The sequence below is a fragment of the Streptomyces sp. NPDC096132 genome (assembly GCF_044763345.1).
Classification (GTDB): domain Bacteria; phylum Actinomycetota; class Actinomycetes; order Streptomycetales; family Streptomycetaceae; genus Streptomyces.
This window is the reverse complement of sequence record NZ_JBIWGA010000009.1, coordinates 1-23,168: the sequence shown is the minus strand read 5'-3', so window position 1 is coordinate 23,168 and position 23,168 is coordinate 1. Positions and strand designations below refer to the sequence as shown.

Below are 23,168 nucleotides of genomic sequence, written 5' to 3'. Positions count from 1 at the left end.
CGGAAGCGAGGTGAGGACGTGACCGGCTGGCAGTTCTGGGTGGACCGGGGCGGAACCTTCACCGACATCGTCGCGCGCCGTCCGGACGGCCGGCTGCTGACGCACAAACTGCTGTCGGACAACCCGGCGCGGTACGCCGACGCGGCCGTCGCCGGTGTCCGCGCCCTGCTGGCGGACTCGCGCGACCCTGTCGAGGCCGTCCGCATGGGCACCACGGTCGCCACCAACGCCCTGCTGGAACGCACGGGCGAACGCACCCTGCTCGTCATCACCCGGGGCTTCCGCGACGCCCTGCGGATCGCCTACCAGAACCGCCCGCGCATCTTCGCCCGCCGGATCGAGCTCCCCGAACTGCTGTACGAACGGGTCGTGGAGGTCGACGAGCGCATCGCCGCCGACGGCACCGCCCTGCGCGCCCCCGACCTGGACGCCCTCGCCGCCCCCCTCCGGGAGGCCTACGACGACGGGATCCGGGCCGTCGCCGTCGTCTGCATGCACAGCCATCTCCACCCGGCGCACGAGGAGGCCGTCGGACAGCTGGCCGCCCGGATCGGCTTCCCGCAGATCTCGCTGTCCAGCGAGGTCAGCCCCCTCATGAAACTCGTCCCGCGCGGGGACACCGCCGTCGTCGACGCCTACCTGTCGCCCGTGCTGCGCCGCTACGTCCGCCATGTCGCCGACGAACTGCACGGCGTACGGCTGATGTTCATGCAGTCCAACGGCGGCCTCGCCGAGGCGAACCAGTTCCGCGGCAAGGACGCCATCCTGTCCGGGCCCGCGGGCGGCATCGTCGGCATGGCCCGCATGTCCCAGCTCGCCGGCTTCGACCGTGTCATCGGCTTCGACATGGGCGGCACCTCCACCGACGTCTCCCACTTCGCGGGGGAGTACGAACGCGTCTTCACCACGCAGATCGCGGGCGTCCGGCTGCGCGCGCCCATGCTGGACATCCACACCGTCGCCGCGGGAGGCGGCTCCGTCCTGCGGTTCGACGGCTCCCGCTACCGCGTAGGGCCGGACTCGGCCGGTGCGGACCCGGGGCCGGCCTGCTACCGCGCCGGCGGACCGCTCGCCGTGACCGACGCCAACGTGATGCTCGGACGCATCCAACCCGCCCACTTTCCCGAGGTGTTCGGCCCCGAAGGCGACCAGCCCCTGGACGCCGCCCTCGTCCGCGACCGCTTCAGCGCCCTCGCGCGCGGGATCCGCGAGCGGACGGGAGACGACCGCACCCCCGAACAGGTCGCCGAGGGCTTTCTGCAGATCGCCGTGGCCAACATCGCCAACGCGGTGAAGCGGATCTCCGTCCAGAAGGGGCACGACGTCACCCGCTACGCCCTCACCACCTTCGGCGGCGCCGGAGGCCAGCACGCGTGCATGGTCGCCGACTCGCTCGGCATCCGTACGGTCCTCGTGCCGCCCATGGCGGGTGTGCTGTCCGCGCTCGGCATCGGCCTCGCCGACACCACGGCCATGCGGGAACAGTCCGTCGAGGCACCCCTGGAAACCGCCGCCCTGCCCGGCATCCTCAAGACCGCCGACGACCTGGAGTCGGCGGCCCGCGCCGAACTCCGCGCCGAGGACGTCCCCGACGACCGCGTCCGCATCACCCGCCGCGCGCAGCTGCGCTACGACGGCACCGACACCACCCTCACCGTCGAACTCACCGAGCCTGCCGCGATGAGGCGGGCTTTCGAAGAACGTCATCGCGCCACGTACTCCTTCACGCTCGACCGCCCGATCGTCGTCGAAGCGCTCTCCGTGGAAGCCACCGGCATCACCCAACCCCCCGATCTGTCCGCCCTCGCCCCGTACGAGGGCCGCGCCGCCGCGCCCGAGACCGTCCGCCTCCACACCGGCGGCGCCTGGCGCGACGTACCTCTGCACCGCCGCGAGGACCTCCCTCCCGGCGAGTCCGTCACCGGCCCCGCGATCATCACCGAGGCCAGTGCCACAACCGTGGTCGACAGCGGCTGGGAGGCCGCGACGACCGACGACGGGCATCTGGTCATGGAACGCACGGCGATTACGCAGAGTTCCGATCTCGCCACGGAAGTCGATCCGGTCCTCCTCGAGGTCTTCAACAACCTGTTCATGTCCATCGCCGAACAGATGGGCGCCCGCCTGGAGTCCACGGCCCAGTCCGTCAACATCAAGGAACGCCTCGATTTCTCCTGCGCCCTCTTCGATCCGGACGGAAACCTGGTGGCCAACGCCCCCCACATCCCCGTCCACCTGGGCTCGATGGGCACCAGCGTGAAGGAGGTCATCCGCCGACGCGGCGCCGGGATGCGGCCCGGAGACACCTACGCGGTCAACGACCCGTACCACGGCGGCACCCATCTGCCCGACGTCACCGTGATCACTCCAGTCTTCGACACCCGACGGGACGACGACACGGAGAGTGACGGCGGGAGAGACGGTGAGAGTGACGGCGGGAGTGACGGCGAGATCCTCTTCTACGTGGCCTCCCGAGGCCATCACGCCGAGATCGGCGGCATCGCCCCGGGCTCCATGCCCGCCGACAGCCGCACCATCGAGGAGGAAGGCGTCCTCTTCGACAACTGGCTGCTCGCCGAGAACGGACGCTTCCGCGAGGGGGAGACCCTCCGCCTGCTCACCGAGGCGCCCTACCCCTCCCGCAACCCCAGGACCAACCTGGCCGACCTGCGCGCCCAGATCGCCGCCAACCAGAAGGGCGTCGACGAAGTGGCCCGCATGATCGGGAACTTCGGGCTCGACGTCGTCCAGGCGTACATGCGACACGTCCAGGACAACGCAGAGGAAGCGGTGCGGCGCGTCATCGACGCCCTCGACGACGGCGAGTACGGCTACGAGACCGACTCCGGTGCCGTCATCCGCGTACACGTACGCGTGGACCGCGAAAACCGCTCCGCGACCGTCGACTTCACCGGCACGTCACCGCAGCTGACCACCAACTTCAACGCCCCGTACTCGGTCGTCAACGCGGCCGTCCTGTACGTCTTCCGCACCCTCGTCGCCGACGACATCCCCCTCAACGACGGCTGTCTGCGCCCCCTGAGGATCGTCGTGCCGCGCGGCTCCCTGCTCGCGCCCGAACCGCCCGCCGCCGTCGTCGCCGGCAACGTCGAGACGTCCCAGGCGATCACCGGAGCGCTGTACGCGGCCCTGGGCGTCCAGGCGGAGGGCTCGGGCACGATGAACAACGTCACCTTCGGCAACGAGCGCCACCAGTACTACGAGACCGTCGCGTCCGGATCCGGCGCCGGCGACGGCTTCCCCGGCGCCGGTGTGGTCCAGACCCACATGACGAATTCCCGATTGACCGACCCCGAAGTCCTGGAGTGGCGTCTTCCGGTACAACTGGACGAGTTCGCCGTCCGGTACGGCAGCGGCGGCGCCGGACAATGGCCCGGCGGAGACGGTGCCGTCCGTCGTATTCGCTTCCACGAGCCCATGACCGTCTCCACCCTTTCCCAGCACCGCAGGGTCCCCCCGTACGGCATGGCGGGCGGAGCCCCCGGCGCGCTGGGTGCCAATCGAGTGGAACGCGCTGACGGCACCGTCGTCGAACTCGCGGGAAGCGACTCCGTGGAGGTCGGTCCCGGCGACGTACTCGTCGTTGAAACCCCCGGAGGCGGAGGCTACGGCCCACCGCCGAACACCCCCCAGTCCAGCCATCAAGCAGGAGAAGTGAACGATGATCTTCGGGCGAACTGAGCGCGGCAAGTCCCCGGTCGAGCCCGTCACGCTCAAGATCCTGGTCGCCGGCGGTTTCGGGGTGGGCAAGACCACCCTCGTCGGCGCCGTCAGCGAGATCAGGCCGCTGCGCACGGAGGAGTACCTCACCGAGGCCGGCCGCCCGGTCGACGACCTCACCGGCGTCGAGCGCAAGCACACGACCACCGTCGCCATGGACTTCGGGCGCATCACCCTGCGCGAGGACCTGGTGCTGTACCTGTTCGGGACGCCCGGCCAGGAGCGGTTCTGGTTCATGTGGGACGAGCTCTCCGAGGGCGCGCTGGGCGCCGTCGTGCTCGCCGACACGCGCCGCCTGGAGGACTGCTTCGCCGCCGTCGACTACTTCGAGCGGCGCTCCATACCCTTCCTCATCGGCGTCAACTGCTTCGAGGGCGCCGCCCGTTACCCCGAGGGGGACGTGCGCCGGGCCCTCGACCTCGACGACGACGTACCGGTGATCCTGTGCGACGCCCGTGACCGGCTATCGGTCCGGGACGTCCTGGTCGGTGTCGTCCAGCACGCGATGGACTTCGGAGCCGAGCGCCGCCAGACCGTCACCACCTGAGCCACACACGGCCCGTACCCCCGCCGACCGGGGTACGGGCCGTGACCTTGTGACTCCCCTGGGGCCCGTCCTCCGGATCCTGCCGGGGCGCGGCCCTAACCCTCGCCGTCCTCCATCCAGCCGAAGCTCTTCTCCACGGCCCGGCGCCAGTTGTGGTACTCGCGGTCCCTCACTGACGCCTCCATCGCCGGAGTCCACTCGGCGTCCTTCTGCCAGTGTGCCTTCAGCTCGTCGAGGTCGTTCCACACGCCGGTGGCCAGCCCCGCCGCGTATGCCGCGCCCAGACACGTCGTCTCCGAGACACGGGGCCGGATCACGGATACGCCGAGGACGTCCGCCTGGTGCTGCATGAGCAGGTTGTTCTTCGTCATGCCGCCGTCCACCTTCAGGGTCGTGATCTGGACCCCGGAGTCCTGGTACATCGCGTCCACGACCTCCCGCGTCTGCCAGCTCGTCGCCTCCAGCACCGCGCGCGCGAGATGGGCCTTCGTGACGTATCGGGTGAGCCCGGTGACCACGCCGCGCGCGTCCGAACGCCAGTACGGCGCGAACAGTCCCGAGAACGCGGGCACGATGTACGCGCCGCCGTTGTCCTCGACGCTCTCCGCGAGCGGCTCGATCTCGTCAGCCGTACGGATGATGCCGAGCTGGTCCCGGAACCACTGCACGAGCGCACCCGTTATGGCGATCGAACCCTCCAGACAGTAGACCGGTGCCTCCCCGCCGATCTTGTAGCCCATCGTCGTCAGCAGACCGCTCTTCGACGGCACCGGCCGGTTGCCGGTGTTGAGCAGCAGGAAACTGCCCGTCCCGTACGTGTTCTTCGCCGTGCCCACGTCGTAGCACGCCTGACCGAACACCGCCGCCTGCTGGTCTCCCAGCGCCGAGGCGACCGGCACCCCGCCGAGCTGTCCCACGGCGGTGCCGTACACCTCGGCCGAGGACCTGATCTCCGGCAGCACGGCCTCCGGCACGTTCATCGCCGACAGAATGGAGGTGTCCCACTGAAGCGTCTCGAGATTCATCAGCATGGTCCGCCCGGCGTTGGTCACGTCGGTCACGTGCCGGCCGCCGTCGGTCCCGCCGGTGAGGTTCCAGATCAGCCAGGAGTCGATCGTGCCGAAGGCGATCTCGCCCCGCTCGGCGCGGTCCCTGAGCCCGGGCACGTTGTCCAGCAGCCAGGCCGCCTTGGGACCCGAGAAGTAGCTGGCCAACGGCAGTCCCGTCTGTTCCCGGAAGCGGTCCTGTCCGTCGGGACCGCCGAGTTCGTTGCAGAGCCCGGCGGTCCGGGTGTCCTGCCACACGATCGCGTTGTGCACGGGCTTGCCCGTGGCGCGGTCCCAGAGCACGGTCGTCTCGCGCTGGTTGGTGATGCCGAGCGCGCTGATCTGGTCGGCCCGCAGCCCGGCCTTGGCGATCGCCCCGGCGACCACCGCCTGCACCTTCGACCAGATCTCGGTGGCGTCGTGCTCCACCCATCCGGGCTTGGGGAAGATCTGGCGGTGTTCCCGCTGGTCGACGGCGACGATCGCGCCGTTCCGGTCGAAGATGATGCAGCGGCTGGAGGTGGTGCCCTGGTCGATTGCTGCGACGTACTTCTCGGCGTTGTCCGTCATGGCTACCTCTTGGGCTGGGTTCGGAAGGCTGCGCGGCCGGTCGGAAGCCGCGTGGGATGGGCGCGATCAGAACGCCGCGTGGTAGATGAGCCCCGCGAGCGCTCCGCCGACCAGCGGGCCGACGACCGGGATCCAGGCGTAACCCCAGTCGGACGTGCCCTTGTTCGGGATCGGCAGGAAGGTGTGCACGATCCGCGGCCCCAGGTCACGCGCGGGGTTGATGGCATAGCCGGTGGGCCCGCCCAGGGAGAGCCCGATGCCGACGACCAGCAGGGACACGATCAGCACCAGGGTGCCGGACTCGCCGAGTCCCTTCGTCAGCCCGAAGGCGAGGATCGGCAGGACCAGCGCGATCGTCGCGATGATCTCCGTGATCAGGTTGGCGACCGGATTCCGGATCTCGGGGATGGTGGAGAAGATGCCCAGCGTCGGCGTCGGCTCCTCCGCCGTGCCCTCCGTGGTGCCCGTCTGCTGTACGTTCGCCTGGAACTGCGCGAGGTACACCAGATACGCGAGGACGGCACCGAGCATCGCGCCGACCATCTGGCCCAGCAGATAGACCCAGACCTTGCCCCACTTGCCCGTGTCGACGGCGATACCGATGGTGACGGCCGGGTTGAGCTGTCCGCCCGACAGCGGCGCGGCAGTGTAGGCCCCCGCCAGCACGCCGAACCCCCAGCCGAAGGCGATCACCACCCACCCCGACGCCCGTGCCTTGGAATATCTGAGAGTGACCGCGGCGCAGACGCCCGCGCCGAACAGGATGAGGATCGCGGTACCGATGACCTCGCCGACGAATATGTCTCCGTTGCTCATGGCGACTCCTGGGCCGGGCCCGGGGCGATCGACCCCGGTGCGCTGTGCAGGGTGCGGTTCGCGTGGCTGCTTCGGCCATGGCAGGGAGGTCCCGCGCCCCGCCCGGCGTCCGTGACGAGCGTGCCGTCAGAGCCGAATCGCCGGTGGGAGAGTGGGCCGCGGTCGGGGGAGCCCGCGGGGCGCGTGCCTGGATACGCCGAGAATGTACGGCGATGTCGGCTGACACCGGGAAGTGTTCACCGGCGCCCAGGGAGCGTCAAGGAGGCGGACGGCAATGGTTGGGGACAGCTGAAACCCCCTCAACCCTCGGCGCGGCACACCACAACCCTTGGCGCGGCACCCCTCAACCCTTCATGCCGCACCCCTCAACCCTCCATGCCGCACCCCTCAACCCTCCGCGCGGCCCGGCTCACCCCGCCCCGGGCTCCGCCCCCACCGCCTCCGCCGCGACAGGCGGCGACCCCCGCCTCACCTCATGGCCGGAGAACCCGGCCCGCCCCCACACCCAACTCGCTCCGCGCAACGACTTCGCGGCCTGCTTCAGCGGCGTCAGACACGCGGCAGCCTGCCGGTGGTCGGCCACACTGCCCGGCGGGCACAGGACCGTGGCCAGCGACAGCGTGACCGGACGGCCGCCTGCCGACCACGGCGCGTCCAGCACGGAGGACGCCACCGGCTCCAGACTCTCCGGATCCGCCAGCACCAGGAAGTCGTCCCCACCGATGTGTCCCACTCGCGTGCTTCCGGACGCCGCGACCTGCAACGCCCGTCCCACCGACCGGATCAGCTCGTCGCCCGCCGCGAAGCCCGCGCCGTCGTTGACCTGCTTGAAGTGGTCCACGTCCAGCCAGCTCAGCGCGAACGCCCGCCCCTCCGCGATACGCCGGTCCACCTCTGCGGTGATCGCGTCCGAACCCGGCAGCCGTGTCAACGGATTGAGCCCCACCGCCTCCTCGACCCTGCTCTCGGCCAGCGCCCGTACGAGATCGGCCAGTCGTACGACGCCGACGCACCGCCCGTGGTGGTCGACGACCGCCACATCGTCCGAGGTACGGTCCCGGTCACCGACCGCGACCACGTCCAGCACCTCCCACGCCGTCGCGTCGACGCCCACCGTCCGCGGCGGGTCACCGAGTCTGGTCGCGGGCCGGTCCGCGTACAGGGCGTGGCCGTAGCGCCCCGACATCGACAGCAGGAAACGCGACCGGTGCACCGACCGGACGGGGACCCCCGCGCGGTCGACGAGCAGCACCCCGGACACCTCCGGCGCCCCGGTCAGCAGCGCTCTGACCTGGCCTGCGGAGGCGCCGACGGGCATCTGCGCGGCCGGCCGGACGAACTCGCGCACCGACGGGCCCGACCGCGGCGCCGACACCACGCCGGGGACCCGCGGCGGAACGTACACCTCGGCTGCGGGCAGCCGGGCCGGCGGTGCGAACAGCACACCCTGGGCCAGCTGCGCACCCGCCGACAGGGCCGCCGCACACTGCAGTTCGGTCTCCACCCCCTCCACGGCCAGCAGCGCTCCCACCTCGTCGCACCACGTCCGCATCGCCCGCACGGCCGCCGGCCGCGCCAGCAGGGACGCGTCCAGCTTCACCAGGTCCGGCGCGAGGTCGACCAGCAGCCGCAGCGGTATGTCCCCGTCCCCGACGCCGTCCGCGCTGATCCGGAAACCCTGCTCCCGCAGCGCCCCCACGGCCTCCAACAGCGCGCGTTGCGGCACGTGCGCGTACGGGGGAACGATGTCGAGCGTCACCTCCCAGGGCAGCCGCCCCGCCCCGCGCACGGCGTCGTGGAGCGGTGTGAGCCCACCGAGGTCGGCCAGCGTGCACGCGAACACGTTCACATGCAGCGGCAGCAGCGTCTCCTTGCGTGCCGCCGCCCGAACCGCCAGCACGGCCAGCCCGGCGTCGAGTTCGGGATTCCGCCGGGCTTCCGCCAGGATGTCGCCGGACTCCGGGCGGGCGAGTATCTCCAGCCCCGCCACCCCTCCCGTGGCCAGGTTGACCACCGGCTGGAAAGCGAAGCGGAGAGTATCCGTCCAGGAGCGCACGGGAGCATGATGGCGCTGCGGAAGCACGCCCAGGCCCAGTTCATAAGACGTTCACGCAGGATTCCGGAGTGGTCACGGAGGGTGTGCGACCGGCCCGGAGTCCGTGCCCGGCCCCTGCTCATCCCTCTCCTCAGCGCACCGCGATGACCGCTGATCCGTGCCCGAACAGCCCCTGGTTGGCCGTGATGCCCACGCGCGCGTCCCCGATCTGACGATCGCCCGCCTGTCCCCGCAACTGCCAGGTCAGCTCGCAGACCTGGGCGATCGCCTGGGCCGGCACCGCCTCGCCGAACGAGGCCAGCCCCCCGCTAGCGTTCACCGGTATACGACCGCCCGGTGCCGTGGCGCCCTCCCGCAACAGCTTGGCGCCCTCGCCCTCGCCGCAGAGCCCGAGATCCTCGTACCACTGCAGCTCCAGGGCCGTGGACAGGTCGTAGACCTCGGCCAGGGACAGGTCCTCGGGGCCGGTCGCCGCCTCCTCGTAGGCGGCGCGGGCGATCGACGCACGGAACGGCTCACCGTCGGGCTCCACCGCGACCGCGGAGTCGGTGGCGATGTCCGGCAGATCCAGCACGGTGTTGGGGTAGCGAGGCGTCACCGTGGACACGGCCCTGATCCGCACCGGATCCACTGCCCCGTGCCGGCGGGCGAACTCCATGCTCGACAGCACCAGGGCGGCCCCGCCGTCCGAGGTCGCGCAGATGTCCAGCAGCCGCAGCGGATCGGCGACCACCGCGGAGGCGGCGACCTCCTCGGCGGTGACCCGCTTGCGGTAGCGCGCGTACGGGTTCAGCGCCCCCATGGCGGCGTTCTTCACCTTGACCTGGGCGAAGTCCTCCGGCGTGTCCCCGTGCACCGCCATGCGCCTGCGCGCGTACAGCCCGAAGTACGTCGGATTGGTGGCGCCGAGCACCCGGAACCGCAGCCAGTCCGGATCGTCCGGCCGATCACCGCCCGCCGGACGGAAGAATCCCTTGGGCGCCGCGTCGGCCCCCACCACGAGCACCACGTCCGCCAGGCCCGCGAGGATCTGCGCCCGCGCCGTATTGATCGCCTGCGCGCCCGACGCGCACGCCGCGTACACACTCGCGACCCGGGCGCCCTGCCAGCCCAGGGCCTTCGCGAACGTCGCCCCGGCCACATACCCCGGGTAGCCGCCACGCACCGTGTCGGCGCCCACGATCGAGCCGATGTCCCGCCAGTGCAGCCCGGCGTCCGCAAGAGCCGCCCGCGCGGCCGCCACCCCGTACGCGACGAAGCCGCGCCCCCACTTGCCCCACGGGTGCATGCCCGCGCCGAGCACCGCCACCTCTGCCGTCATCCCGCCACCCCCGTCGGCCGCCAGTGCCAGGTCGTCCAGGTCGTCTCCGCGTCCTCGCTCAGCACGCCCGGGACGACCTCCACCTCCATGCCCACCGTCAGATCGGCGACGGTGACCCCGGGAACCGCCTGCCCCAGCACCACGATCCGCTCGGACTCCAGCTCCACCGCGATCAACGCGTACGGCTCCCACGGAAGTTCCGAGTTCGTCACATAGGGTGACGGAGGCCGGTAGCGGCTGTCGGTGTACGACCAGACGCGCCCTCGCCGCGAGAGCGGCACCTCCTCCAGATCGCCGCCCCGGCAGGCCGGGTTTCGGCAGTGCGTGTCCTCGCGGGGGAAGAAGACCGAGCGGCACGCCGAGCAGCGTGTCCCGAGAAGCCGGAAGCGGTCCCCGTCCCCGGTGAACCACCCGGAGACCACGGGCGTGCGTGTACGCGACAACGTTCCTCCTCCGCAGGCAATCTGACGGACAATCAGAATTTTGGCATGCGTGCCAGGACTTGGGCAGGGTGAGGACATGACACGCCCCTTCAGCGCAGTCCGCGGCCTCGTCGCCGTCCTCGCCGCCTTACTGACCGTGACCGCCGCGTCCGCCACCGCGCGTGCGTCCACCGACGGCCGAGCCCCCGCGGACTTCGTGGCCCTGAGCACCGTGGACCCGACGATCCTGCAGGAGATCCGCTACTTCACCCCGCACAACTTCGTCGGAACGCCCATCGACGGCTACCAGCAGCCGATCTGCATCCTCACCCGCCCGGCGGCCGAAGCCCTCCACCGCGCACAGAGCCAACTGCTCCGCCAGGGCTACTCGCTCAAGGTGTACGACTGCTACCGGCCCCAGCGTGCCGTCGACCACTTCGTCCGCTGGGCCGAGGATCTCGACGACGAGACGATGAAGGGGGAGTTCTACCCGGACGTCGACAAGACCCGCCTCTTCGAGGACGGTTACATCGCGGCGAAGTCCGGCCACAGCCGCGGCTCGACCATGGACCTCACCCTCGTGAAACTCCCGGCCCACCCCACCAGGCCGTACATCCCCGGCGAAACCCTGGTCCCGTGTTACGCGTCCCGGGCCGAGCGCTTCCCCGACAACTCGGTCGACATGGGCACCGGATACGACTGCTTCGACACCCTCAGCCACACGCTCGACCCGCGCATCCAGGGCGAGCAGCTCGCCAACCGGCTGCTCCTGAAGGACACCCTGGAAGGGCTCGGGTTCGTGAACCTCGCCGAGGAGTGGTGGCACTACACCTTCAAGCCCGAGCTCTACCCGGACACCTACTTCGACTTCCCCGTCTCCGCGAAGTCCCTCACCGCAGCCTACTGAGCCACTCGCGTACGACGCCCTCCCCAAGATCGGATACGCTCCGCCGCGTGTCCGAATCTCTGCACTCCATTTCGAACTCCGCGCGCGACTCCCACTGTTCGAGCTGCGGAGCGCCCTACGGGGAGGGCGTCACCGGCTGGCCCCGCACCTGCCCGGCCTGCGCCACCACCGCCTACCGCAACCCGCTGCCGGTGGCCGTCGCCCTCCAGCCCGTGTACGACCACAAGGGCACCGGCCTGGTCGTCATCACCCGAACCATCGGCCCCGCGCGCGGAGGCGTCGCCCTGCCCGGCGGGTACATCGACGACCGCGAGGACTGGCGGCAGGCCGTCGTCCGCGAGCTCAAGGAGGAGACGGGCATCGACGCCGCGAGCCGCGACGTACGACTCGTCGACGCCATGAGCTCTCCCGACGGCCACCTGCTGCTGTTCGGACTCCTCCCGGAGCGCCCCGCGGACCGCCTCCCGGAGTCGGCGGCCACGGACGAGACGGAGGGCTGGCACCTCCTGCGCAGGCCGGAGGAGCTCGCGTTCCCGCTGCACACCCACGCCGTGCGGGCGTTCTTCGAGGGCCGCTACATCTGAGCTACCGCTCGCCGAGCCCGCGCACGCGCACGGGGTGGGACGGCTCGTACAGGCCGTCCTCCCCCTCCCGCTCGACGACGAGCTGCCGGCCCTCCCAGCGGGCGACGTACCGTTCGATCTCGGGCTCGTCCCAGCCGTCGCCCGCGTCCCGCACCACCAGACCGCCACCGGTCCGCCCCCGGGCCGGCGTCCACACCTCCAGCTCCAGCCCACCGCTGTCCCCGCGCACCGGTATGACGGCACCCGCGCGCGCGAGCACCGGAATACGCGACAAAGGCGCGTCCACGAGCACCTGCCCCGGCCCCCGGTACCTCCGCCCCGTCGCCGTGTCGTACCAGAGCCCCCGCGGCAGCTGCACCGCACGGCGCTCGACGCCCGGATCGAACACCGGTGCCACCAGAAGGCTGTCCCCCAGCAGGAAGGCGTCCTCGCAGTCCCGCAGAGCCCGGTCCTCGGGCGCTCCCCACCACAGCGGGCGCACATAGGGAGCGCCGGTACGCCGGGCCAGATGCGCCAGGGTCATGAAGTACGGCAGCAGCCGCCGCCGTTCGACCAGCGCCACGCGCGCGTGCTCCAGCACTTCCGGACCGAACTCCCACGGCTCGCGGCGACCCGCCCGCAGGCTCGCGTGCGTACGGAACAGCGGCAGGTACGCGCCCAGCTGGAACCACCGCAGATACAGCTCGGGCGACGGACTCCCGTCGAAGCCGCCCACGTCCGGCCCCGAGTACGGCACCCCGCACAGCCCTAGCCCCATCACCAGCGACAGCGACGCCCGCAACCCCGGCCAGCCCGTGGCGACGTCCCCCGACCACGTCCCGCCGTAGCGCTGCAGGCCCGCCCAGCCGGAGCGGGAGAACAGGAACGGCCGCTCCTCGGGAAGCAACTCCCGCAGCCCCTCGTGGGCCGCCCTGGCCATGCACAGGGCGTAGACGTTGTGGGCCTCGCGGTGATCACCGCCCCGCCCCTCCAGATCGTGACGGGCCGACCGGGGCAGCGTCGACTCTCCGAACGCGGTGAACGACGTCGGTTCGTTCATGTCGTGCCAGAAGCCGGAGAACCCCTGCGCGAGGCGCTCCGCGTACAGACCTCCCCACCACTGCCGCACACGCGCGTGCGTGAAGTCCGGGAAGACCGCCTCACCCGGCCAGACCACGCCCTCGACGAGCCGTCCCGAGGCGTCCTTGACGAACGCGTCGGCCGCGAGCCCGCTGTCGTAGACGGCGTTGCCCGGCTCGGCCCCGACCGCCGGGTCGACGATCGACACCAGCCGGATGCCGTCCCGCCGCAGCTCCTCGGCGAGCACCGGCAGCTTCGGGAAGCGGTCCTGGTCGACGGTGAACACCTGGTGGTCGTCGTAGTGATCGATGTCCAGATGCACGGAGTCGAGCGGCAGACCGTGCTCGTGATAGCCCGCGACGATCCGGCGCACCTCCTGCTCGCTGCCGAAGCCCCAGCGCGCGTGATGGTGCCCGAGCGCCCACGCGGGCGGCAGCGCCGGCGCCCCGGTGAGGGAGGCCCAGGCGAGCAGCACGCGCGCGGGGGTGCCCACCATGACCCAGCAGCGCAACGGGCCGCCGTCCATCCGCAGCTCGCACGACCCGGGCCGGTCGTGTCCCGAACCGGCCCCCTCCTCGCCCTCCCGCAGCGTCACCGTGCCGTCCCAGGAGGTGTCGTGGAACACCAGATGCGTGGCCGCGTCGGACACCACCAACTGCACCGGCATCGTCAGATAGAGCGGGTCGTCCTCACGGCCGAACGCCTGTCCGGGATCCGTGTTCCACAGCCGGTACGTTCCGCCGCGCAGACGCGGTCCCGACGCCCGTCCGCCGAGCCCGAAGAAGCGCGCGTCCGCCGCCACCTCCGACCGCTGCATCCAGCGCGCCTGACCGCCGTCCCGCGGCTCCCACCAGCGCGGCGGCAGATCACGGCGCAACGTCACCCCACCCGGGGTGCACACGTCGACCGCGCCGTGCCGGGAGACCACGACCGTCACCCGCTCGGCCACGACCCGCCAGCCGCCGTCCTTGTCGGGCTCCAGCACAGCCCGGGGATCGGGCTCCGGGCAGCGGCCGGCCAGCGCGTACGACGGCTCCGGCTCGGCACCGTCCCAGCCCCAGAAGACCGCCCCGTTCACGGCCACGAGGATCCGCAGTTCCGAGCGGCTGAACCGGAGCGTGCCACCACCGGGCCCCGGCTCCACCTCCTGCACCGGCCCCGGCACCCGCGCACGTTCGGCACCCCGCGCCGGCAGCCCGGTGGCGTCGGCGCGCCTACGGCGCCAGGCGGCCCGCACGGTGCGCAACCCCCGGCCCGCCCCCGCGGAGCCGACCGCCTTCATCGAACGCACCAGGTCACGACCGTCCATGCTGTTCACCCTGCCACTGACCGCTCCACACGCGCGTGTCGTTCAACTGCCGTTCACCCATGCCCGGACCACATCTTCACGACACGGACTGTGTGGGGCACACCCTGGTGCAGAAGTCGATCACATGGCATCGTCCCTGTCAGCCGCGTCACGCGCACAACCCCAGCACGTGCGCGGGCGACGCACACGACGCGCCACAGTCCGGGAGCCGCCCCAATGCCAACCGTGAACCCCGAGCCGCTCTGGCGGCCAGATCCGCAGCGCATCGCGAAGGCCCAGGTCACCAGGTTCCACACCTGGGCGGCCGAGCACCACGGAGCCCCCGCCGAAAGGGGATATCCGGCCCTGCACCGCTGGTCCGTCGACGAGCTGGAGACGTTCTGGAAAGCCGTCACGGAATGGTTCGACGTACGGTTCTCGACGCCCTACGCGCGCGTGCTGGGCGACCGCACCATGCCGGGTGCCGAATGGTTCCCCGGGGCCACGCTGAACTACGCCGAGCACGCCCTGCGCGCGGCCGCCACCCGCCCGGACGAACCGGCCCTGCTGTATGTCGACGAGTCCCATGAACCGCGCCCGGTGACCTGGTCCGAGCTCCGCCGCCAGGTCGGTGCGCTGGCCGCGGAACTGCGCGCCCTCGGCGTCCGCCCCGGGGACCGCGTCAGCGGCTACCTCCCGAACATCCCGCAGGCCGTCGTCGCGCTCCTCGCCACCGCCGCCGTGGGCGGAGTCTGGACCTCCTGCGCCCCCGACTTCGGTGCCCGCAGCGTCCTCGACCGCTTCCAGCAGGTCGAACCCGTCGTCCTCTTCACCGTCGACGGCTACCGCTACGGCGGCAAGGAACACGACCGCCGCGACGTCGTCGCCGAACTGCGCCGCGAGCTGCCCACCCTGCGCGCCGTCGTCCACATCCCGCTCCTCGGCACCGAGGCCCCCGAGGGAGCCCTGGAGTGGTCGGCGCTCACCGCGTCGAACGAGGAGCCCGTCTTCGAACAGGTCCCGTTCGCCCACCCCCTGTGGGTGCTCTACTCCTCCGGCACGACCGGCCTGCCCAAGGCCATCGTCCAGTCCCAGGGCGGCATTCTGGTCGAACACCTCAAACAACTCGGCCTGCACTGCGACCTCGGCCCCGAGGATCGTTTCTTCTGGTACACGTCGACCGGCTGGATGATGTGGAACTTCCTCGTCTCCGGCCTCCTGACCGGCACGACGATCGTCCTCTACGACGGCAGCCCGGGTTATCCCGACACCGGCGCCCAGTGGCGCGTCGCCGAACGCACGGGAGCCACCTTGTACGGCACCTCGGCGGCGTACGTCATGGCCTGCCGCAAGGCGGAGGTGCACCCGGCCCGCGACTTCGACCTGTCCAGGGTCCAGTGCGTCGCCACGACCGGGTCACCGCTCCCGCCCGACGGCTTCCGCTGGCTGCACGACGAGTTCGCAAGCAGTGGGGCCGACCTGTGGATCGCCTCCGTCAGCGGCGGCACGGACGTGTGCTCCTGCTTCGCCGGAGCCGTCCCGACCCTCCCCGTGTACACCGGTGAACTGCAGGCGCCCGGCCTCGGCACCGACCTGCAGTCGTGGGATCCGAGCGGCCACCCCCTGATCGACGAGGTCGGCGAGCTCGTCGTCACCAACCCCATGCCGTCCATGCCGGTCCACTTCTGGAACGACCCCGACGGCAGCCGCTACCGGGGCAGCTACTTCGACACGTACCCCGGTGTCTGGCGCCACGGCGACTGGATCACCGTCACCTCACGCGGCTCCGTCGTCATCCACGGTCGCTCCGACTCCACGCTCAACCGCCAGGGCGTACGCATGGGCTCCGCCGACATCTACGAGGTCGTCGAGCGGCTCCCCGAGATCAAGGAATCCCTGGTCATCGGCATCGAGCAGCCCGACGGCGGCTACTGGATGCCCCTCTTCGTGCACCTCGCCCCCGGAACCGTCCTCGACGACGCCCTTCTCGACCGGATCAAGCGGGCCATCCGCGAACAGCTCTCGCCGCGCCATGTCCCCGACGAGGTCATCCAGGTGCCCGGAGTCCCGCACACCCTCACCGGAAAACGCATCGAGGTCCCCGTCAAGCGCCTCCTCCAGGGCACCCCGCTGGAGAAGGCGGTCAACCCGGGCTCCATCGACAACCTCGAACTGCTGCACTTCTACGAGGAACTCGCGCGCAAGAGGGCCTGAAGCGCACACCGGAAAGCCTGACGCGCACGCAAGATGGCCTCAGCCGTCGCAAGAGGGCTGAGGCCTCCAGGGAGCCGCTCAGCCGCCGTAGGTGGCCTCGGACTCGCCCAGGACCGCGGCGAAGTCCGAGGCCAGCCGTGTCGAGTCGGCCGGCTGGAGCTCGGCGACGGTGATGCGTACCCCCGGCTCGGACGCCAGTCGGAACCGGGCTCCCGCCGCCACCCACCAGCCGTACGACCGCAGCCCGTTCACCACGGCCGACTCGTCCCGTACCGGCACCCACACGTTCATCCCGCTCGCGCCGTGCGCCGCGATGCCACGGGCCGCCAGCTCCCGGAGAAGCGCACCCCGGCGCCGGGCGTACATCTCGCGCGCGCGTGTCACCAACGCGCGCGTGCCGTCGTCGGTCAACAGCCCGTACACCGTCTCCTGCAGGAGATGGCTGACCCAGCCGGACGTCAGCAGCAGCCGCCCGTCGTGCCGGGCCAGGGTGGTCGCATCGCAGGCCGCGGCCGCCCACCGCAGGTCGGTCCCGAGGAACTTGCTCACCGTCCGCACATGCACCCAGCGCGACAGCCCACCCGACGTCAGGGTGAGCAGGGGGGCATGCGCGATCTCGGAGGCATGGTCGTTCTCGACGACCAGCAGATCCGGTTCCTCCCGCAGAACCTCGACGAGCTCGTCCCGGCGCGCCGCGGAAAAACAGCCCCCACAGGGGTTCTGCGCCCGCGGACTGCACACCAGCGCGCGTACGCCCGCGCGTACGGCTGCCCGAAGTGCCTCGGGGCGCACCCCCTCGTCGTCGACGGCCACGGGAACGATGCGCAGCCCCAGAGCCGTGACCAGATCCAGCAGATGGTGATACCCGGGATCCTCCATGGCCACGGCGTCTCCGGGCCGAAGCTCCACGGACAGCAGCCGCCCGATCAGATCCAGAGCGCCGTGCGCGAACGTCACCTGCTCCACCGGTACGCCGTCAGGACGCAGCCAGTCCCTCACGGCCTCCTCCAGCCGCTCCAGCCTGGGTGTCGCGCGATGGGAGCGGGCGCCGGGGGACAGGCGTGTGGGCGGCACCAGCCCGGGCAGCAGCTCCGGGGCGGGATGCCCGCCGGCCAGGTCCCGCAGCCCTTCCGGCACCCTCGGCGGCCTGCGTGACGCCACGGACGGAACCGCCGCCACCACTGTGCCGCCCCGCCCGCGCGTGACGACGATGCCGCGTCGCCGCAACTCCTTGTAGGCCGTCGCGACCGTCCCGGGGCTCACCCCGAGCTCGTCCGCGAGCCGCCGCACCGGAGGCAGCGCGGCCCCCGGCCCCAACGCCCCCTCGGACACACCTCGTTCGACGGACGCGGCAATCCCCTTGGCCGTCGTACCACTGATCCCATATTGTGTTACCACATTGCCAAGTATGTATCAATACATAATTTCAGGCAAGGGGGAGCCCGTGCATCCGATCCGCCGCGCAGCCACATGGACCCACCGCATACCCGGAGGACGCGACGGACGAAGAATGCTGACCATCGCCTTCGTCGACCGTGTCGGAAGCGGCCTGTGGGCCTCAGTCAGCGTCCTGTACTTCACCTACGTCTCGGGCCTCTCCATCGGCCAGGTCGGCACCCTCGTCGCCGTGGCCGGAGCCGCCGGGATCGCGGGCGCACCCCTCGGCGGGCGTCTCGCGGACCGCTTCCCGCTCACCCACGTCCTGATCACCGTCCAACTGCTGCGCGCCGTCGCCTCCTTCGCCCTGCTGACCACCGACCACTACGGGCTCCTCGTGGTCTACTGCTCCCTCGGCAGCCTCGGCGACCGCGCCGCCAACGTCCTCACCAAGCTCTACGCCACCCGCATCGCCGGCCCCGACCGCGTCCGCTACCAGGCCGTCCAGCGCACCGTCGCCAACGCCGGCTGGGCCCTCGGCGGCCTCACCGCCGCGGCAGCCCTCGCACTCGACAGCACCGCCGCCTACCGATGGCTCCTCGCGGGCGACGCCCTCTCCTTCGTCGCCTGCGCCCTGCTCACCCTCCGCTGCCACGAGCCCCGCTCGGCCTCCCGCACGGTGACCACCTCCAAGCAGCCCAGTCCCACCGCCGCACCGACCGGCCCCTGGCGCGACCGCACCTATCTCGCCTACGTGGCCACCGACACCGTCCTCTTCCTCGACGACGCCGTCTTCAAGGTCGGCCTGCCCCTCTGGATCGCCCACACCGGCACCGCACCGCACGGCCTCGCACCCCTGCTGCTGGTCCTCAACAACGTGATGGTCGTGGGCCTCCAGGTCCCCCTGGCCCGCTTCGGCGCGACCACGGCCGCCGCCCGCGCCCTCCTCATCCCCCTCTCGGTGACCTTCGCCCTGGCCGGCATCGCCATGGCCGCCTCGGCGACCGGCGGGACCGTCACCACCACCCTGTTCCTCACCGCCGCAGCCGCACTCTTCACCCTCGCCGAGATGCTCCACGCCACGATCGCCTGGGAACTCTCCGTCGCCCTGGCCGCCGACACCTCCCAGGGCGCCTATCTCGGAGTCCACGGCCTCGCCCAGTCCGCCCAGCGCAGCATTGGACCACTCGCCGTCACCACAGCCATCGCCACCGGCCCCGCCGGCTGGCTCGCCTTCGGCGGCGTCATCGCCGTGACCTGCGCAATCCAGCATCGCCTGGTCCGTGAACGACTCACGCGAGGGCCATTGTCAGTGGCGCCGGTTACTGTGAGTGAGCATTGATCGACCGTGCTCACAGGGGGAAACATGGCACACACCGACCGCCAGACCATGCGCCGCGTCCTGGGCCGCGAAATCGCCGGCACCATCGGCCTGCTCACCGACGAACACGACTTCCGTGCCATGCAGCACTACCGCAGCTTCACCTTCGACGACCACGCCACCTACCTCCGCCAGGTCGAAGACCTCCTCAGGACACGCGCCCAGCAGGGCAGCCACACCACCGTGGCCCTCTTCGACCCGCAGGAGTACGCCGAATACTGCACCGCCAGGAACCTCGACCCCGACCTCCCCGCCAACCGCACCCGCTTCACGGCCCAACTCGCGACCACGGGCCCCACCATCCCCTACGACGGCCAGCCCCTCGCCGACCTCGTCCCCACCCTCGTCGACGAAGCCGTACGCCAGGCCACCTGGGAGTACGCGGCCACACTCCTGTCCCGCCTGGGTGCCTGCGCGACCTGCGGCGAGGACATCGGCCGCGCGGCCTTCGCACGCGCGTCCGACCTCCTCACCCGCATCCTCGACACAGCACCGCCCGGCTACCGGCACCTCGTCTGCAGCGTCACGGCAACACCCGAAACACTCGTCGCCGTCCTCCACGCAGACGGAGAGACCGACGGCACCACCCACCTCGACGAGGCCGAAGCCCTGGAGTTCACCACCGTCCTCGCCCTCGGCCTCGCCACCCAAGGGCCCGGCGGCCTGGTCATGCGTACCAGCGCCCCCGGCACCCCCGACCAGGTCTACGGCTGGCGGATGCGCGGCGACGGCCTCGAACCCCTGACCGCCGGCGAGGTCTTCGACGCCTACTGCACCGACGCCGAATCGGGCGAACTCATCTCACCCGAGTCCGGCGTCGACTACTGCGTCCCACCGGACCTCGGAGAGGAGGGCCCGCTGCCCGACCACCACCACTGAGCAAGCCCGCGACACCCCACGAAGAGGGGCGCTCCACCCGGAGGCGGAGCGCCCCTGCTCACAGGCAGTCGGTTCCGGACCGACCACCCACTCGGCACCTACTCGCCGGACAACACGGCCTGCGCCGCACTGCGCGCCTCCTCGGCGCTGTCCGTCGCACGCGCGGCCGCCGCGGCACGCTCGCACTGCGCCAGCGTGTACTTCGCCAGCGTCGCCCGCACATAAGGAATCGACGCCGCACCCATGGAAAGGGAGGTGACACCCAGACCGGTCAGCACACAGGCGAGCAGCGGGTCGGACGCCGCCTCGCCACACACGCCACAGCTCTTGCCCTCGGCCTTGGCCGCCTCGGCCGACAGCGCGACCAGGTCGAGCAGCGCGGGCTGCCACGGATCCTGCAGTCGGGACACCGCACCCACCTGCCGGTCCGCGGCGAACGTGTACTGCGCGAGGTCGTTCGTCCCCAGCGACAGGAACTCGACCTCCTGAAGAATCGAGCGCGCCCGCAGCGCGGCCGACGGGATCTCCACCATGGCGCCGAACTTCGCCCGCAGCCCCGCCTCGCGGCACGCGTCCGCGAACGCCTTCGCGTCGGCGCGGTCAGCCACCATCGGGGCCATCACCTCGAGGTAGACCGGCAGACCCTCGGCCGCCTTCGCCAGCGCCGTCAGCTGGGTGCGCAGGACATCCGGGTGGTCGAGCAGGGTGCGCAGACCCCGCACGCCCAGCGCCGGGTTCGGCTCATCGGCCGGAGTCAGGAAGTCCAGCGGCTTGTCCGCGCCCGCGTCCAGGACTCGCACGACGACGCGCCCCTCGGGGAAGGCCTCGAGCACCTGCCGATAGGCCTCGACCTGCTTCTCCTCGGACGGCGCGCTCTTGCTGTCGTCGAGGAAAAGGAACTCGGTGCGGAAGAGACCGACACCCTCAGCACCCGCCTCCACGGCGGCGGGAACGTCAGCCGGCCCACCGACGTTCGCCAGCAGCGGCACCTTGTGACCGTCGGCAGTGGCACCCGGCCCCGTCGAAGCGGCCAGCGCCGCCTTGCGCTCCGCGGCAGCGGCCTCGAGCTGCGCCTTCTTCTCGTCGCTCGGGTTCACGAAGATGTCGCCCGTGCTGCCGTCGACCGCGATCATCGTGCCCTCGGCCAGCTCACCGGCACCCGGCAGCGCCACGACCGCCGGCACGCCGAGCGCACGCGCCAGAATCGCGCTGTGGCTCGTCGGTCCGCCCTCCTCGGTCACGAAACCGAGCACGAGCGTCGGGTCCAGCAGCGCCGTGTCGGCCGGCGCCAGATCCCGCGCCACCAACACGTACGGCTCGTCGCTGTCCGGGACACCCGGCATCGGGACGCCCAGCAGACGGGCGACGATACGATTCCGCACGTCGTCGAGGTCGGCCACGCGCCCCGCGAGGTACTCGCCGGCTCCCGCCAGCAGCTCGCGGTAGGACGCGAAGGCGTCGTAGACCGCACGCTCGGCCGTGCTGCCGACGGCGATACGCCGGTCCACGTCCGCCATCAGCTCGGGGTCCTGGGCCATCATGGCCTGTGCCTCGAGCACCGCCTGGGCTTCGCCACCCGCCAGATTGCCGCGCGCCATCAGATCGGCCGCGACGGCCTCCACGGCCTTGCGTGCGCGCCCCTGTTCGCGCTCCGCCTCCTCCGCAGGTATCTGCTTGGCAGGCGGCTCGAGCACCGCCGTTCCCATGTGCCGAACCTCGCCGATCGCCACACCGTGACTCACGCCGACGCCTCGCAGCGTTGTCTCCATCTCACCCGTCTCCGTTAAGTGCGGCGGGTCCCGCCGCCGCGATGGTTGTCCTGCATGCCGTCGCGCCCTTCAGCGCGACGGCGTTGGCATCACTGCCAGGAAAAGAGAACGTCGCCGGCCTTCACGTCGCCGTCTTCACGAAGATCACCGAGGGCGTCGGCCGTGGCCTCCAGTGCCACGACAGGGCACACGGGAGACTTGCCGGCCTCTTCGACCGCCGCCGGGTTCCAGCGCACGATGCCCTGCCCGCGGGTCACGGTGTCGCCCTTGTTCACGAGGAGCTCGAAGCCCTCGCCGTTGAGCTGCACGGTGTCGATGCCGAGATGGGTGAGCACTCCATGTCCCTCGGCGTCCACGACGACGAAGGCGTGCGGGTGGAGGGAGACGATGACTCCGTCCACGGGCGCCACCGCCTCGGAAGGTTCGCGCACCGGGTCGATCGCCGTACCCGGGCCGACCATGGCCCCGGAGAAGACCGGATCCGGCACCGAGGCCAGTCCGATGGCGCGTCCTACAAGAGGGGACGTCACGGTGGTCATGGGAAGCCTCCCAGGGGTGGAGATGTACATGGGCCGTTACTGCCTGTCCAGGACGGCGCACTGTGCAGCAGGGTATGTCAGATGAAGTACCGGTTCCGCACGAGAGTCCGATCCGTGGTCTAGACCACAAGCCTAATGGATTTGCGCCCGCTCTGCGGCCCCGTGTACAGTCGTACTCCTGCTTGGGGTGAGCGACGCGATCAAGCGCGCTTGGCGAGCAGCATCCAACTCGGTCAGATCCTAACTTTGGATCATCTTCTGCATGCCTGCAGGACGGTGGTCAGGAGGACGGAAAAACCCTGATAGTGTTGGAAACACCGAAGGGAAGCGCCCGGAGGAAAGCCTGAGAGAGTCTCTCGGGTGAGTACAAAGGAAGCGTCCGTTCCTTGAGAACTCAACAGCGTGCCAAAAATCAACGCCAGATATGTTGATACCCCGTCCCCGGCAGTGATAGCCGAGGATGAGGTTCCTTTGAAAAAACACAGCGAGGACGCTGTGAGCCAGGAGGACTATTCCTCCTCCTGGTTCCGCTCTCGTGGTGTTGCACCGGATTACCGGTAAACATTCACGGAGAGTTTGATCCTGGCTCAGGACGAACGCTGGCGGCGTGCTTAACACATGCAAGTCGAACGATGAAGCCCTTCGGGGTGGA

General features: G+C 70.8%; 16 protein-coding genes and 1 rRNA gene. 8 read left to right on the top strand and 9 right to left on the bottom strand.

Annotated elements, in window-relative coordinates; genetic code table 11:
• Positions 1–18: 18 nt before the first annotated feature.
• Positions 19–3,702, top strand: coding sequence for a hydantoinase B/oxoprolinase family protein (locus ACIRF9_RS22025; RefSeq protein WP_403824692.1), 3,684 nt, complete (start codon positions 19–21; stop codon positions 3,700–3,702).
• A complete protein-coding gene (locus tag ACIRF9_RS22020; RefSeq protein ID WP_403824689.1) occupies positions 3,683–4,288 on the top strand; it encodes a GTP-binding protein in 606 nt (201 codons plus the stop codon). Before ACIRF9_RS22025 ends, ACIRF9_RS22020 begins: the two co-directional genes overlap by 20 nt.
• Before the next feature lie 95 nt (positions 4,289–4,383).
• Here the strand turns inward: ACIRF9_RS22020 and glpK are convergent, their stop codons facing one another.
• The 5 genes from glpK to ACIRF9_RS21995 all read right to left on the bottom strand — a co-directional run bounded on the left by glpK (position 4,384) and on the right by ACIRF9_RS21995 (position 10,519).
• On the bottom strand, positions 4,384–5,904 hold the full coding sequence (glpK, locus tag ACIRF9_RS22015; RefSeq protein WP_403824686.1) for a glycerol kinase GlpK: 1,521 nt from the start codon (positions 5,902–5,904) through the stop codon (positions 4,384–4,386).
• A gap of 66 nt (positions 5,905–5,970) precedes the next feature.
• Positions 5,971–6,720, bottom strand: a complete 750-nt coding sequence (locus ACIRF9_RS22010) for an MIP/aquaporin family protein (protein WP_403824684.1) — start codon at positions 6,718–6,720, stop codon at positions 5,971–5,973.
• Between the two features lie 409 nt (positions 6,721–7,129).
• Complete coding sequence (locus ACIRF9_RS22005; protein ID WP_403824681.1) at positions 7,130–8,776, bottom strand: EAL domain-containing protein; 1,647 nt, start codon at positions 8,774–8,776, stop codon at positions 7,130–7,132.
• Between the two features lie 130 nt (positions 8,777–8,906).
• Complete coding sequence (locus ACIRF9_RS22000; RefSeq protein WP_403824678.1) at positions 8,907–10,097, bottom strand: lipid-transfer protein; 1,191 nt, start codon at positions 10,095–10,097, stop codon at positions 8,907–8,909.
• Positions 10,094–10,519 (bottom strand): Zn-ribbon domain-containing OB-fold protein, encoded by a 426-nt coding sequence (locus ACIRF9_RS21995; protein WP_403825487.1) that lies wholly within the window; start codon positions 10,517–10,519, stop codon positions 10,094–10,096. Before ACIRF9_RS21995 ends, ACIRF9_RS22000 begins: the two co-directional genes overlap by 4 nt.
• Before the next feature lie 97 nt (positions 10,520–10,616).
• Between ACIRF9_RS21995 and ACIRF9_RS21990 the strand changes: the two genes are divergently transcribed.
• The gene (locus ACIRF9_RS21990; protein ID WP_403824675.1) at positions 10,617–11,426 is read left to right on the top strand and encodes a M15 family metallopeptidase; all 810 of its coding nucleotides are present in this window, start codon (positions 10,617–10,619) and stop codon (positions 11,424–11,426) included.
• A gap of 47 nt (positions 11,427–11,473) precedes the next feature.
• Complete coding sequence (locus ACIRF9_RS21985; RefSeq protein ID WP_403824672.1) at positions 11,474–12,010, top strand: NUDIX domain-containing protein; 537 nt, start codon at positions 11,474–11,476, stop codon at positions 12,008–12,010.
• Between the two features lies 1 nt (position 12,011).
• Here ACIRF9_RS21985 and ACIRF9_RS21980 read toward each other — a convergent pair whose 3' ends face one another.
• Positions 12,012–14,378, bottom strand: coding sequence for a glycoside hydrolase family 31 protein (locus tag ACIRF9_RS21980; protein WP_403824670.1), 2,367 nt, complete (start codon positions 14,376–14,378; stop codon positions 12,012–12,014).
• 216 nt (positions 14,379–14,594) lie between these two features.
• On the opposite strand from ACIRF9_RS21980, the gene ACIRF9_RS21975 reads away from it, so the two are divergent.
• Entirely contained in the window at positions 14,595–16,571 is a 1,977-nt protein-coding gene (locus ACIRF9_RS21975; protein ID WP_403824668.1) for an acetoacetate--CoA ligase, read from the top strand.
• 78 nt (positions 16,572–16,649) lie between these two features.
• On the opposite strand, the gene ACIRF9_RS21970 is transcribed toward ACIRF9_RS21975, so the two are convergent.
• Positions 16,650–17,969 carry an aminotransferase class I/II-fold pyridoxal phosphate-dependent enzyme gene (locus ACIRF9_RS21970; protein WP_403824667.1) on the bottom strand — a complete coding sequence of 440 codons (1,320 nt, stop codon included), beginning with the start codon at positions 17,967–17,969 and terminating at the stop codon, positions 16,650–16,652.
• A gap of 112 nt (positions 17,970–18,081) precedes the next feature.
• Between ACIRF9_RS21970 and ACIRF9_RS21965 the strand changes: the two genes are divergently transcribed.
• Positions 18,082–19,290 carry an MFS transporter gene (locus ACIRF9_RS21965; protein ID WP_403824664.1) on the top strand — a complete coding sequence of 403 codons (1,209 nt, stop codon included), beginning with the start codon at positions 18,082–18,084 and terminating at the stop codon, positions 19,288–19,290.
• A gap of 24 nt (positions 19,291–19,314) precedes the next feature.
• Positions 19,315–20,208: a hypothetical protein gene (locus tag ACIRF9_RS21960; protein WP_403824661.1), complete on the top strand. Its 894-nt coding sequence runs from the start codon at positions 19,315–19,317 to the stop codon at positions 20,206–20,208.
• A 98-nt stretch (positions 20,209–20,306) separates the two neighbouring features.
• On the opposite strand, the gene ptsP is transcribed toward ACIRF9_RS21960, so the two are convergent.
• Together ptsP and ACIRF9_RS21950 are read right to left on the bottom strand one after the other, a co-directional pair.
• Positions 20,307–21,977, bottom strand: a complete 1,671-nt coding sequence (gene ptsP, locus ACIRF9_RS21955; RefSeq protein WP_403824658.1) for a phosphoenolpyruvate--protein phosphotransferase — start codon at positions 21,975–21,977, stop codon at positions 20,307–20,309.
• Between the two features lie 89 nt (positions 21,978–22,066).
• Positions 22,067–22,516: a PTS glucose transporter subunit IIA gene (locus ACIRF9_RS21950; protein WP_403824655.1), complete on the bottom strand. Its 450-nt coding sequence runs from the start codon at positions 22,514–22,516 to the stop codon at positions 22,067–22,069.
• Between the two features lie 564 nt (positions 22,517–23,080).
• Here ACIRF9_RS21950 and ACIRF9_RS21945 point away from each other — a divergent pair.
• Positions 23,081–23,168 (top strand): 16S ribosomal RNA (locus ACIRF9_RS21945); the annotation flags it as partial.

What these genes read in the sequence shown, in the direction of transcription:
- ACIRF9_RS22020 (WP_403824689.1), top strand. Translation starts at nt 3,683, where the DNA reads ATGATCTTCGGGCGAACTGAGCGCGGCAAGTCCCCGGTCGAGCCCGTC.
- glpK (WP_403824686.1), bottom strand. Translation starts at nt 5,904, where the DNA reads ATGACGGACAACGCCGAGAAGTACGTCGCAGCAATCGACCAGGGCACC.
- ACIRF9_RS22010 (WP_403824684.1), bottom strand. Translation starts at nt 6,720, where the DNA reads ATGAGCAACGGAGACATATTCGTCGGCGAGGTCATCGGTACCGCGATC.
- ACIRF9_RS22000 (WP_403824678.1), bottom strand. Translation starts at nt 10,097, where the DNA reads ATGACGGCAGAGGTGGCGGTGCTCGGCGCGGGCATGCACCCGTGGGGC.
- ACIRF9_RS21990 (WP_403824675.1), top strand. Translation starts at nt 10,617, where the DNA reads ATGACACGCCCCTTCAGCGCAGTCCGCGGCCTCGTCGCCGTCCTCGCC.
- ACIRF9_RS21980 (WP_403824670.1), bottom strand. Translation starts at nt 14,378, where the DNA reads ATGGACGGTCGTGACCTGGTGCGTTCGATGAAGGCGGTCGGCTCCGCG.
- ACIRF9_RS21975 (WP_403824668.1), top strand. Translation starts at nt 14,595, where the DNA reads ATGCCAACCGTGAACCCCGAGCCGCTCTGGCGGCCAGATCCGCAGCGC.
- ACIRF9_RS21965 (WP_403824664.1), top strand. Translation starts at nt 18,082, where the DNA reads ATGCTGACCATCGCCTTCGTCGACCGTGTCGGAAGCGGCCTGTGGGCC.
- ACIRF9_RS21960 (WP_403824661.1), top strand. Translation starts at nt 19,315, where the DNA reads ATGGCACACACCGACCGCCAGACCATGCGCCGCGTCCTGGGCCGCGAA.
- ptsP (WP_403824658.1), bottom strand. Translation starts at nt 21,977, where the DNA reads ATGGAGACAACGCTGCGAGGCGTCGGCGTGAGTCACGGTGTGGCGATC.
- ACIRF9_RS21950 (WP_403824655.1), bottom strand. Translation starts at nt 22,516, where the DNA reads ATGACCACCGTGACGTCCCCTCTTGTAGGACGCGCCATCGGACTGGCC.